Genomic DNA, 12,751 nt, shown 5'->3' with positions numbered 1-12,751 from the left:
CGCCAACATATCATCTGTTTTGAATAAAAAGAAAATCATTAACGATCCCGTTTACGGATTCATCAACATTCCCTCAGAGCTGGTTTTCGATCTCATCGCACATCCCTACTTTCAGCGCCTTCGTTATATTAAACAATTAGGGATGACGCATTTGGTTTATCCGGGTGCCTTGCATACCCGTTTCCATCACGCCCTGGGTGCCATGCATTTAATGGGCACCGCTGTAGAAACACTTTGCTACAAAGGTATAGATATTACGCCCGAAGAAAAGGAAGGCTTAATTATTGCCATTTTACTGCATGATGTTGGACACGGGCCATTCTCGCATGCGCTGGAGCATACCATTGTGCAGGACATAAGCCACGAGGATATTTCCATTTTATTGATGGATAGGCTAAATGAGGAATTTGACGGGCGCCTTGGTTTGGCTATCAGCATATTTAAAAACACTTACCATAAAAAGTTTTTGCATCAATTGGTGAGCAGCCAGTTGGATATGGACCGTATGGATTACCTTAATCGCGACAGCTATTTTACAGGAGTATCTGAAGGGGTAATCAGTTCGGACCGTATTATAAAGATGCTGAACGTTAAGGATGATGTTGTTGCTATTGAGGAAAAGGGTATTTACTCGATTGAAAAGTTTTTGATTGCCCGTCGCCTAATGTATTGGCAGGTATATCTGCATAAAACGGTAATAGCCGGCGAGCAGCTTTTGTGTAAGATTTTTAAGCGCAGCCGCGAACTATCATTAACCGGTGCCCGATACCCGCTTACGCCTGCGCTTGCCTATTTTTTGGAAAACCTGATATCAAAAGAAGCATTTATTAACAGCCGTGAACATTTGGACACATTTGCATTGTTGGATGACACGGATGTAATGGCCGCCGTTAAGGTATGGGCCAATGCTGATGACTTTGTACTGGCAACGCTTTGCAAAAACTTAATTAACCGTAACCTTTACCACGTTGATATCACGGCCGGGCAGCCCGATGCTACCCTGATACAAACACTTAAACAAAAGGCAATGGATCGGTTCAACATCAGCGAACATGAGGCATCGTACTTTGTGTTTGATGACAGCATTCGTAACAACGCCTATAACAAAGGCGATGGTAATATACACTTGTTGATGAAGAACGGCAAGCTTACTGATATTACGCTGGCGAGTGACAATTCCAACCTGGAGGCACTGTCACGTACGGTGCAAAAATATATACTATGCTATAACAAGGAGCTGGTATAAGTTTTTTATACCTTATCCGTTAATATCCAAAACCGTATAAAACGCCCTGCAGGTTAAGTATATATTACATATTTGTTGCTTTGGGTTTAACACTATAAATTTGCATGATGCAATTTACCGCAAAGGATATAGCCTTATTGCTTAAAGGTACAGTTGAAGGCGACCCCCTTGCAGCAGTAAACCAGTTAGCCAAAATAGAAGAAGCTGGCAACGGATCGCTGTCTTTTTTGGCAAATCCCAAGTATGAGCAGTACCTGTACACCACCAATGCTTCAATAGTAATTATTAACAACAGCCAGGAGCTTACCTCGCCTGTTAAATGCACTTTGATACGGGTAGAGAATGCGTACAGCGCCTTTACTTTGCTGTTGGAAAAATATAATACATTTAAGCTTCATAAAGAAGGTATTGAACAGCCAAGTTTTATACACCAAACGGCAGCAGTTGGCACCGATGCGTATATTGGTGCCTTCGCTTACATCAGCCAGGGAGTAACCATAGGCAACAACTGTAAAATATACCCAAACTGCTATATTGCCGACAATGTAAAGCTGGGTGATAATGTTACATTATTTGCCGGTGTTACCGTTTACTTTGATTGTGTGCTTGGTAACAACGTAGTAGTGCACTCCGGCGCGGTAATTGGCAGCGATGGTTTTGGCTTTGCGCCAAATGCCGACGGAACTTACACCAAAATTGCGCAGATAGGCAACGTTATTATTGAAGACGATGTTGAAATTGGCTCAAACGCTACGATAGACCGTGCCACTATGGGGTCGACCGTTATTCGCAAAGGGGCAAAAATTGATAACCTTGTACAGGTAGCACACAACGTTGAGGTGGGCAGTAACACGGTTATTGCAGCACAAAGCGGCGTATCCGGCAGTACTAAAATTGGTGCCCGTGTTGTTATAGGTGGGCAGGTTGGTTTTGCTGGTCATTTAAACATTGCAGATGGCAGCCAGTTTGGAGCACAAACTGGTATAAACAGCTCTGTAAAAGAAGCCGGCAAACAATGGGGTGGTTCGCCCTATTTGCCATATAAAGATTACCTGCGTGCGCATGTAAACATCCGCCGTTTGCCTGATCTTGAAAAGCGTGTGCGCGAATTAGAAGATATCATAAAAGACATTAAAAAATAATGTTCAGTAATTCACCCTCGCCGGGATACGTGCCCACGAGCTTGTGAACCAATGAATAAATGACCTACATAAAATGAATGTGAAACAGAGAACTATTAAGGCGCCCGTATCTTTATCGGGCGTTGGTTTACACACCGGGCAAGCAGTTACCATGACTTTTAACCCGGCTCCCGAGAAGCATGGCTACAAATTTCGCCGTGTAGATTTACCGGGACAGCCCGTTATTGATGCCGATTGCGATAACGTTACGGATACATCAAGGGGTACTACGCTTACCCAAAATGGGGCAAGCGTAAGCACGGTTGAACATGTGCTGGCAGCCCTGGTAGGTTTGGAGATTGATAACGTACTTATTGATATTGACGCGCAGGAAATGCCAATTATGGATGGCAGCTCTATCCAGTTCATCAACACCATTGAAGAAACCGGCTTTGTTGATCAGGAGGCTGATCGCGAATATTACCATATCCCTTACAACATTCATTACTCGGAGGCCGACCGTAAAGTTGACATGGTTGCTATGCCGTTAGATGATGATTACCGTTTTACCTGCATGGTTGATTATAACTCGCAGGTATTGGGTAGCCAGCATGCTACCATATCAAGCATAAAAGAATTTAAAAAGGAAATTGCATCGAGCCGTACTTTTTGCTTTTTGCATGAGCTTGAGGCTTTGCTAAAGCATGATCTTATAAAAGGGGGCGATCTTAACAATGCTATTGTTGTAGTTGATAAGGAAGTTGACCAGGAAGAACTTGACCACCTGGCAAAACTTTTTAACCGTAAAGACATCAGCGTAGCGCCGCAGGGTATCCTTAACAATATTGAGTTGCGCCATCAAAACGAGCCGGCCCGCCATAAGTTACTTGACATGATTGGCGATTTGGCTTTGGTTGGTGTTCCGCTCAAGGGCCACATTATGGCAGCAAGGCCGGGCCATGCTGCTAACGTAGCCTTCGCCAAAAAGATAAAGGCTTTAATTAAAAAAGAGCGCAGCCGTAAACACGTTAAGGTTTACGACCCAAATATGACACCAGTATATGATACCGTGCAGATTATGGAAATATTGCCGCATCGCCCACCGTTGCTGCTTATTGATAAAATTCTTGAATTAACCAAAACACACGTGGTAGGCTTAAAAGCCGTTACCATGAACGAGCCGTTCTTTGTTGGCCACTTCCCGGGCGCACCGGTAATGCCGGGCGTATTGCAGATAGAGGCAATGGCACAGACAGGCGGTATACTTGTTTTAAATACCGTTCCTGATCCTGAAAACTACCTTACCCTGTTCCTTAAAATTGAAAATGCACGCTTTAAAGACAAGGTTTTGCCGGGTAGCACGTTAATATTCCGTTGCGACCTGGTTGCGCCTATACGCCGTGGCATTGCGCAAATGAAAGGTATTGGTATGGTAGGTGAAAAAATTGTTGTTGAGGCCGAGCTGATGGCGCAGATAGTTAAATATAAGTAAGCATGATACAGCCGTTAGCATATATACACCCGCAGGCAAAAATAGCCGATAACGTTGTAATAGAACCCTTTGTAACTATACATAAGGACGTTGAAATTGGCGAAGGTACCTGGGTTGGTTCAAATTCGGTTATTATGGATGGTGCACGCATCGGTAAAAACTGCCGTATTTTTCCGGGTGCTGTTGTATCAGCACCGCCACAGGATTTGAAATACCGCGGCGAGGCCAGCACCGTAACCATTGGCGACAACACGGTAATACGCGAGTGTGTAACGCTTAACCGTGGTACTGCTCTTGATAAAAACACCACTAACATTGGCAGCAACTGCCTGCTCATGGCCTACGTACACGTGGCGCACGATTGTATTATTGGTAATAATGTTATCATTGCTAACTCGGTACAGCTTGCAGGGCACATTAAAGTGCACGATCATGCTTTTGTTGGCGGTACATCTGCCGTGCATCAATTTGTAGAGATTGGGGCACATAGCATGATATCGGGCGGGTCGCTTGTGCGTAAGGATGTGCCACCTTATACCAAGGCCGGTCGCGAGCCATTATCTTATATTGGTATTAACTCGGTGGGTCTGCGCCGACGCGGTTTTTCTGCAGAAAGTATCAATGAAATCCAGGAGATTTACCGTATTATCTTCTTAAAGAAATACAACGTTACCAAAGCACTTGATATCATTGAAGCGCAATTTAACCCAACTGTTGAGCGCGACGAGATTATAAACTTCGTACAAAACTCACAGCGTGGTATCATGAAAGGTTTCGGAGCGGTATAGTTTTTGGTAGATAGCTAATGGTTCATAGACCATAGCGAGCTCTTGGCTAAGCCCTTATTGTTCCCAAATTTTAATAGTTCATTTGAACTCTATGAACTATTAACTATCAACCAATAACTATTTTGAACATCTCGCTGCAAAACATTGGTCGCCGTTTTAACCGTGAATGGATCTTCAGGGGGGTTGATTATACATTTGAGCAGGGTAACAGCTACGCCATTTTAGGCTCCAACGGTTCCGGTAAATCAACATTGCTGCAGGTGCTTAACGGCAGCCTTGCACCGTCTACAGGTAAGCTTGCTTTTGAGGATGGCGGTAAAAATATCGAGCCCGAGAATGTTTTTAATTATCTGAGCCTTGCCGCACCGTATCTTGAGTTGATAGAGGAATTTTCTCTATCAGAAATGATCGACTTTCACTTCAAATTTAAAAGCTACAAGCCAGGGGTTGATAGGGCAGCCGTTGCCGACATATTAAACCTGCAAGGCAGCCGAAATAAAGCTATCAGGTATTTTTCGTCGGGCATGAAACAGCGTTTAAAGCTTGCGCTGGCCTTTTGCTCGGACACGAAAATGCTCATGCTTGACGAACCAACATCAAACCTCGATAACCAGGGGATAGATTGGTACCTGGGCCTGGTTGAAAAATATAGTGCAGGCAGGCTAACCATTATTTGCTCAAACCAAGAGCATGAATATGCCTTTTGCGAAAATCGCCTCAGCATAACCGACTATAAGCCATAGTTGAGCACCGCACCGGTAAGGCAAAAATGTTGTTGCGGATATATCACATCTCAATACAAATTCCTAAGTTTGCGCCTCAATTATAATTAGATATGGCAAAAGCATCTGACATAAAAAATGGAAACATACTGCGTTTTAACGGCGAGTTGGTGCAGGTAGAAGAATTTATACACCGTACACCGGGCAACCTGCGCGCTTTTTATCAGGCACGTATGCGCAACGTTAGATCGGGCAAATTGGTTGAGTACCGCTTCCGTACAGATGAGGAGGTTGATATTGCCCGCGTTGAAACGAACGATTACCAATACCTTTACGAAGATGGTGACTCATTAGTAGTAATGGATAACACCACTTACGATCAGCATAACGTACCAAAATCATTATTTGGCGCACCGGTTAAATTTTTAAAAGAAGGCATGAATGTGATTGTTGCCTTTGAAAGCGATGAGCCTATCATGGGTTCTATCCCTGGTTCGGCCGAGTTGGAAGTTACCTATACCGAGCCTGCCGTTAAAGGTGACACATCAAGCGGCGCGCTTAAAAATGCCACGCTTGAAACAGGTGCCGAAGTTCGCGTACCGTTATTCATCAACATTGGCGACAGAATTAAAGTTGATACTGCATCAGGCTCGTATGTTGAGCGTGCAAAAGGATAATCATTATTCCTGAATATATAAGACAAAAGAGGCCGCGAATTTCGTGGCCTCTTTTGTCTTATGAGCAAGCATAGCTTATCAAACTTTCTCAGCCGCCGGGAAGCTTAGGTAAAAAGTTGTGCCCACCCCTGTGGTAGTTTCAAACCAAACCTTGCCGTTAGCATTCTCAATAGAGTTTTTAACAAACGCCAGCCCCAGGCCCGTGCCCGAGCTTTTGGTAGTAAAGTTAGGCTCAAATATTTTATCGCGCATGTTTTCCGGGATGCCGTTGCCGTTATCTTTTATAGTAAAGAGGATGTTTTTATTGGTAATTAAGTACTCAATATCAATTTCGCAACGGCGATCTTGCGGAGTAGCCTCAATGGCATTTTTAAGCAGGTTGTTAAAGCAGCGCAAAAGCTGGTCGCGGTCGGCACCGATAATGAACGGCGTGCCGGGTTTGGTAAACGTAATGCTTACATTATCCATCTGCTTAAAGATGATAACCGCCTGGTTAAGCATCTCGAAGATGTCAATATTCTCTATCCGGGTATCAGGCATTTTTGCAAAAGCCGAAAACTCGGATGCTATTGATGAAAGGCTTTCAATTTGCTCAACAAACGATTTGCTGAATCGCTCAAACTTCTGATCAAACTTAGGGTCTTTGTCCTTCCATGATTTATCAAGCAACTGCAAGCCCAACTTTAATGGCGTAAGCGGGTTTTTTATTTCATGCGCTACCTGCTTGGCCATTTCACGCCAGGCCGTTTCCCTTTCAGATTGTGCCAGTTTAATTGCGCTGTTTTCCAGCGCAGCAATCATGTTATTGTACTCCTTTACCAATGCGCCAATTTCATCGTCGCGCTCCCATTTAATAGGCTCGTTCTTTTTACCATAAATGGTACGGCTAAGGTTGTATTGTATAAAGTTTAAAGGCGCTGTTATTTGCCTTGCTATGATCACGGCAAACAAACCAATGGCTATAAAAACAAGCGCATAAACGTTTATCATGATGTTAAGCAACGAGCCAATTTGCTCGGTATAATCGGCCAGGTTGGAGAAGTATGGCAGTTGCAGATAAGCAACGGTTTGGTGCTTGCTGTTACGCACGGGGGTGTAAGCCGCTTTGTAAGCCAACCCGCTTATGTGCTCTTCACTTACGTATTCTGATTGCTGCTGCCCGGCCAGTGCAATAAACGCGCGGGTGTTTATGTGGCGGCAAAGCAAGCCGTAATCATAAATTTTAGGTTGGGTAGTAATAAGCGGTTGCCCTGCAAGATTAAACAACGTAACATCGGTTGAGTAGGTGGCCGCCAACTGGTCAAACTCCACTCGGCTTTGCTCAGTAATGTTATCTATGTTGTTAATCCAGTTACTTTCAAGTGCGGAGGTTATCTGCAGAATTTTGGACCGTATTAGCCTGTCCTGCTGCTCCTGGTATTGCCTGCTGATGGAGAGGAAGGTAATAATACCCACCATTACAAGGGTAACCACTACGGCAATGATTACCGAAAACTGTATACGCGTGCGGTAAAGTATGTTATCAAAACTTATCCTGAAGTTCCATTTAATGGTATCGTTGTTAACGTTAAATAGCCTCACACGTATCCATAATAAACGGATAAGCAATATCAACGCGCCAAAGGCCAGTAAAACCACAAAGAAAAATGTAAGTGCAGTTATGTTTGTCAGGAGCATATTTTGCTCCATGCTAACTACAATCATGTTGCGAGGGCCAGGCATGTAAATGAGGTGGCTGTAGCGTACAAAACGCTCAAACCATCCCGGGCGGGTGCTTTCGGTATTTTGTACTACGTACTTTTTTAGCGCGCCTTTAAACCCCTTATTGGTTATGTTATAAATGAATGTGCCGCTTTGCTCAACAAGCCGGTTATCGGCATAAAAAGCGTATGAGTAATTTTTGTACTCCGCATCAGCCTGCAGTTCTTTATCAATAAGCAGTTCAGGGAAGGTGCCGGGGGCAAGCAGCGGTTTCGATTTTAGTTCGATGATAAGGGTACCTAAAGTACGGTCGCCATCTTTTACCGGTAAAATAGCAAAGTAGCTTTGCGAACCAAATGAATCATTGGCACGATAAAAATAGTCTGATACCTTTATTGAGCTGTAAAGAACCAGGTCCTTAAAATTGTCTACAGAGTAATCCCCGTCTGACGATAGTGGTCGATCCTGCGCGTCGAAATCGTGTACCTTAAAATCATACCGCGACAGGTACCTGTCAAAATAGGCCTTTTGCAGGCGCATTTTTAAAAAAGCATTGTCGTGTTCGGTATCCTTAAAATAAGATACAACAGCAGCGTCAACAGTTATATCACGTTCAACGTTTTTAAATAATGCGTCGGCAGTAAGGTCGTCCGGTACTTCAAGGCGCTGTATGAGTAGCTTACGGGTTTCATTCTCTTTTACCGATTGAAAGTATGCCAGTTTAACCGAAGATATGAGCGCACACACCAGTACAATGAGCACAAATGATGTTGCGCCAAATTTTTTCCCTTCAAACAGGTAGGTGTAGCCTCTAACAATAACCAGTGCAGCCCATAACAAATAAAACAGGCTAAAATGGCCTGCATAAATTGTATAAATAGTTGCCAGCAGGCTGCAGGCTACAAATACCAGTGCCTGGTAAAATGCCGATATACTTAACGTAGCACATATGGTAAGCACAACTTCGGTAGCCAACACGAACAGCAGAAAGCTAAAGCATAGCATTAACACGCCCAAAAAGCTGTAGCCAGATAGGTTGAGTACATTGTTTACATCAAAGCTTATTTTTGAATTAAGCACCAGGCCCTCAAACAGGTTTAATAAGGCAGTTGATGTTACAAATAACACCAGCACACAAACCGCATAGATAAGCCAGCTTGCATATTTGCCCGGTAGGGTATTAATAAGCTTATTGCGCTGGGTGTATAAAAAAGCAGTGAACCAGGTTAACGCGAGCACGTTGAGGCAAAAATCGCCAAGGGATGGAAATACTTTGTTGGACGCGTATAAAGACGGACTAAAAAGTACAAGCGGCTGTGTAAAGCTTGGCCAGCCATAATATAGGTTGATAAACCTGAACAATATTATAAAGGATGCTAATGCCAATAAAGCAAGATATACCTGGTTGCGCTTATTGGCCAGGTAGGTAACTATATCATGTATTAGTATGCACAGGGTAATAATGGCTACTATCCATATACCTAATTGAAAATAGAAAAAGCGGTTGTTGACCTTGCCGTCAATAAGCTTAAGCGAAAACAGATAACTGCCTTTTACATCATGTACGGCGTATACGTTATGGTCGCTTATGTCGGCAATATCAATATTCTTGTCCTGCGATATAAACTTCGCAAAGCCGTTTTGCAGAAACTTGTTCTGTATTTTAAAGTTGTTTTTTACCAGTATAAAAAAGATGATGGTACTATTGCCACGTGTGTGCTTAATTACCTCGTAATTACCATTAGCATATTTTATAAAGGAACTGCCTTCTCTTATTCTGTCATAACTTTCGGGTACTACCTTGGCGCCGCTGTAGAAAGACAATTTGCCGTTCCTTAACGTAATGAACCAGATATTCCTGTTTATAGTAAAGTTGTTGATAAACGATATTGCCCGCGGATGATTAACCGAAAGCGACATCATATCGGCAAAAGTATCCGGGTCGTTTAGCGCATTGTAAACATAGTTTTCCTGCCCGTGCAGGTTATTTTCAAAGGCTTTTGCCGTTTGAGCAAGGTTGTTGGCAGGAGTATAGGTTTTTTCGACAACGGTTGCTGTAAATAAAAGGCTGGCAAAGAGCAAGCCAAGCAGTAAACGTATTTTGGCGGCAGTTGTCAATTGGGTAGTTGTAAGCTATTATGGATGTGAAAAGCAAAGCCATCCGCAATTAACGGATGGCTTGATAGATATTTATGATATCAACGCGCTTGCAGTGGCAACGTCGCGGTTAACTTTTTTTACAAGGCCCTGTAGCACCTTGCCCGGGCCAACTTCAGTAAATGATGTTGCGCCGTCTTCTAGCATGTGCATTACTGTTTGTGTCCAGCGCACAGGGCCTGTTAACTGGGCAATAAGATTTTTTTTGATCTGCTCAATGTCCGTATATGGTTTTGCATCTATGTTTTGATAAACCGGGCAAACAGGCTCGTTAAAGTTAGTAGCAACAATAGCCTGTTCCAGTTCAACCCTTGCAGCTTCCATCAGCGGAGAGTGGAATGCACCGCCAACATTAAGCTTCATAGCGCGTTTAGCGCCGGCAGCAGTCATTTTTTCACAGGCTGCGTCAACACCGGCAACAGTACCAGATATTACCAATTGGCCCGGGCAATTATAGTTTGCCGGAACTACAACATCACTTACCTGCTCGCAAATATCCTCAACAGTAAAATCGTCGAGCGCTAAAATAGCAGCCATTGCACCGGGTTGTATTTCGCAGGCCTTTTGCATTGCGTTGGCACGTGCCGCAACAAGGCGTAATCCATCTTCAAAAGATAGCGCATCTGCCGATACCAATGCCGAAAATTCGCCCAGAGAGTGGCCTGCAACCATTTCAGGCTTAAAATCATCGCCCAATACCTTCGCCAAAACAACCGAGTGTAAAAATATTGCAGGTTGCGTTACATTGGTTTGTTTTAGATCTTCTTCGGTTCCGTTAAACATTACATCGGTAATGCTGAAACCCAATATTTCGTTTGCCTTTTCAAAAAGCTCACGAGCCTGCTCGCTTTGCTCATAAAGGTCTTTACCCATGCCCGGAAACTGGGCGCCCTGCCCAGGAAATATATATGCTTTCATGTTGCCCCCTAACCCCCTAAAGGGGGAATAAGATTTAATTGTTATAAAATGATGCCTCACCTGCTCCCCCTTCAGGGGGTGGGGGGCTTAACTAAGTCTCGACGAGATTAAGTTTAAAAACTCTGTTCTTGTTTTTTCTTTTAAAAATTCGCCTGTAAATGCCGATGTGGTGGTTACCGAATTTTGTTTTTGCACCCCACGCATGCTCATACACAGGTGGCGGCATTCAATCACAACGCCAACTCCAATAGGGTTGAGCGTTTGCTGTATGCAATCGCGTATCTCATTTGTTAGGCGCTCCTGCACCTGCAGCCGGCGCGAAAACACATCAACCACGCGCGGTATTTTGCTTAGGCCAACCACATATCCGTTTGGTATATAAGCAACGTGTGCTTTGCCAAAAAATGGCAGCATGTGGTGCTCGCACATCGAATAAACTTCAATGTCTTTCACTATTACCATTTGGCTGTATTCTTCCTTAAACATGGCCGAGTTCAGGATCTCTTTTGCATCAAGATCATAACCATGGGTAAGGTAAAGCATGGCTTTTGCAATACGCTCCGGAGTTTTAAGTAAACCTTCGCGGTTTGGATCTTCACCAATTTCTTTTAAAACCTCATGGTAGTGGCCCGATAAATTGGCTATTAGTTCGGGGTTGTAACGGTCTATTTTTTGGTAGCCGTTAATACCTGCATCCCTGTCCGGGATTTCATCGTGATCTGTCATGGTTATTGGTTATCCGCCAAAGTACTCGGCAGAGTTGTTTTCAGTTTCATGCAACTTAACAGAGTGTAGAAAAACACCTTCGTAAGCTTCAACAGGCCCCTTTAACTGGTTAAATATCTCTATACAAAGCAGCTCTGTAGATGCCATTTTGCCTGCCATAAAATCAACATCCTTGTTGATGTTGCTGTGGTCGAGCTTGTCAATCACATACTTATGTATAATTTCCTTAAGCTCTTTAAGGTCGATAAGGTAACCTGTGGCGTGGGTAACCTCGCCCTTAACGGTTACAAAAAGGTTATAGTTGTGGCCGTGCCAGTTGGGGTTTGCGCATTTGCCAAAAACTTCGGCATTTTTCTCTGCGCTCCACTCTTCGCGGTACATACGGTGTGCCGCATTAAAATGTTCTCTGCGCGTTACGTGTATCATCATAGCAATTAATGGTGCAAATATACAAAACAAAAACAGGCCAGTTGTTTTAACTTAGCTGTCAAAAAAAGCATAATGCGAGTATTATTTGTTGCGGCAACGGAGTTTGAAATTCAAAATTTAAAAGTCAAAATTCAAAATATTGAAGACAGTCAAGACTTAAGAGTCAAGAATCAGGGATTGGAGAGCTCTCAACAATCCCCAATAACTGACAACAAATCACTAATAACTAATCACTATTCGCTACTCGTAACCGGCGTGGGCATGGTGGCTACTGCATATGCTTTGGGGCGCGAGCTTGCAATTAATAAATACGACCTGGCAATAAACTTGGGCATTGCAGGCAGCTTTGACCGCAGCATTGCCCTGGGTGATGTTGTGGAAATAACCCAGGATACATTAGCTGAATTAGGAGCTGAGGACGAGGAAACTTTTATACCGATAAACCAAATGGGTTTTGGCGAAGGCGAGTTTGTAGCGACCGCCAAGTTATCTGATTTTTATAAAGACATTGAATTAAAGCAAGCATCGGCTATTACCGTGAACACAGTTCATGGTAATGAGGCTTCTATTCAAAAGCTACAGCAACGATTGGCTGTGCAGATTGAGAGTATGGAAGGCGCTGCATTTTTTTATGTCTGCCGGGAAGCGGGGGTGCCATGCCTGCAAATCAGGGCAGTGTCAAATTATGTGGAGAAACGCAACCGCGATGCCTGGCAAATAGGTAGTGCCATTAAAAATCTGAATACCTTTGCGATGGAACTTTTGAATTTTTGA

11 protein-coding genes are annotated in these 12,751 nt (G+C 43.6%); 7 read left to right on the top strand and 4 right to left on the bottom strand.

Annotated elements, in window-relative coordinates; all coding sequences use genetic code 11:
• Positions 1–19: 19 nt before the first annotated feature.
• The 6 genes from FPZ43_RS06500 to efp all read left to right on the top strand — a co-directional run bounded on the left by FPZ43_RS06500 (position 20) and on the right by efp (position 6,046).
• Entirely contained in the window at positions 20–1,246 is a 1,227-nt protein-coding gene (locus tag FPZ43_RS06500) for an HD domain-containing protein (protein ID WP_146381042.1), read from the top strand.
• A 107-nt stretch (positions 1,247–1,353) separates the two neighbouring features.
• Positions 1,354–2,388, top strand: coding sequence for a UDP-3-O-(3-hydroxymyristoyl)glucosamine N-acyltransferase (gene lpxD, locus FPZ43_RS06495; RefSeq protein ID WP_146381138.1), 1,035 nt, complete (start codon positions 1,354–1,356; stop codon positions 2,386–2,388).
• A 73-nt stretch (positions 2,389–2,461) separates the two neighbouring features.
• Positions 2,462–3,859, top strand: coding sequence for a bifunctional UDP-3-O-[3-hydroxymyristoyl] N-acetylglucosamine deacetylase/3-hydroxyacyl-ACP dehydratase (locus FPZ43_RS06490; RefSeq protein ID WP_146381041.1), 1,398 nt, complete (start codon positions 2,462–2,464; stop codon positions 3,857–3,859).
• 2 nt (positions 3,860–3,861) lie between these two features.
• On the top strand, positions 3,862–4,647 hold the full coding sequence (gene lpxA, locus FPZ43_RS06485; RefSeq protein WP_146381040.1) for an acyl-ACP--UDP-N-acetylglucosamine O-acyltransferase: 786 nt from the start codon (positions 3,862–3,864) through the stop codon (positions 4,645–4,647).
• Positions 4,648–4,769: 122 nt separating this feature from the next.
• Positions 4,770–5,390, top strand: coding sequence for an ABC transporter ATP-binding protein (locus FPZ43_RS06480; protein ID WP_146381039.1), 621 nt, complete (start codon positions 4,770–4,772; stop codon positions 5,388–5,390).
• 92 nt (positions 5,391–5,482) lie between these two features.
• The gene (gene efp / locus FPZ43_RS06475) at positions 5,483–6,046 is read left to right on the top strand and encodes an elongation factor P (protein ID WP_146381038.1); all 564 of its coding nucleotides are present in this window, start codon (positions 5,483–5,485) and stop codon (positions 6,044–6,046) included.
• A 78-nt stretch (positions 6,047–6,124) separates the two neighbouring features.
• Here efp and FPZ43_RS06470 read toward each other — a convergent pair whose 3' ends face one another.
• The 4 genes from FPZ43_RS06470 to FPZ43_RS06455 all read right to left on the bottom strand — a co-directional run bounded on the left by FPZ43_RS06470 (position 6,125) and on the right by FPZ43_RS06455 (position 11,974).
• Entirely contained in the window at positions 6,125–9,865 is a 3,741-nt protein-coding gene (locus tag FPZ43_RS06470; RefSeq protein WP_146381037.1) for a sensor histidine kinase, read from the bottom strand.
• A gap of 72 nt (positions 9,866–9,937) precedes the next feature.
• On the bottom strand, positions 9,938–10,822 hold the full coding sequence (gene fabD / locus FPZ43_RS06465; protein WP_146381036.1) for an ACP S-malonyltransferase: 885 nt from the start codon (positions 10,820–10,822) through the stop codon (positions 9,938–9,940).
• 87 nt (positions 10,823–10,909) lie between these two features.
• Positions 10,910–11,548, bottom strand: coding sequence for a GTP cyclohydrolase I FolE (gene folE / locus FPZ43_RS06460; protein WP_146381035.1), 639 nt, complete (start codon positions 11,546–11,548; stop codon positions 10,910–10,912).
• Positions 11,549–11,557: 9 nt separating this feature from the next.
• Positions 11,558–11,974, bottom strand: a complete 417-nt coding sequence (locus FPZ43_RS06455; protein ID WP_146381137.1) for a 6-pyruvoyl trahydropterin synthase family protein — start codon at positions 11,972–11,974, stop codon at positions 11,558–11,560.
• Positions 11,975–12,049: 75 nt separating this feature from the next.
• Between FPZ43_RS06455 and mqnB the strand changes: the two genes are divergently transcribed.
• On the top strand, positions 12,050–12,751 hold the full coding sequence (gene mqnB, locus FPZ43_RS06450) for a futalosine hydrolase (protein ID WP_146381034.1): 702 nt from the start codon (positions 12,050–12,052) through the stop codon (positions 12,749–12,751).

It is taken from the genome of Mucilaginibacter pallidiroseus (assembly GCF_007846085.1).
GTDB lineage: Bacteria > Bacteroidota > Bacteroidia > Sphingobacteriales > Sphingobacteriaceae > Mucilaginibacter > Mucilaginibacter pallidiroseus.
This window is presented reverse-complemented; position numbering and strand designations above follow the sequence as displayed.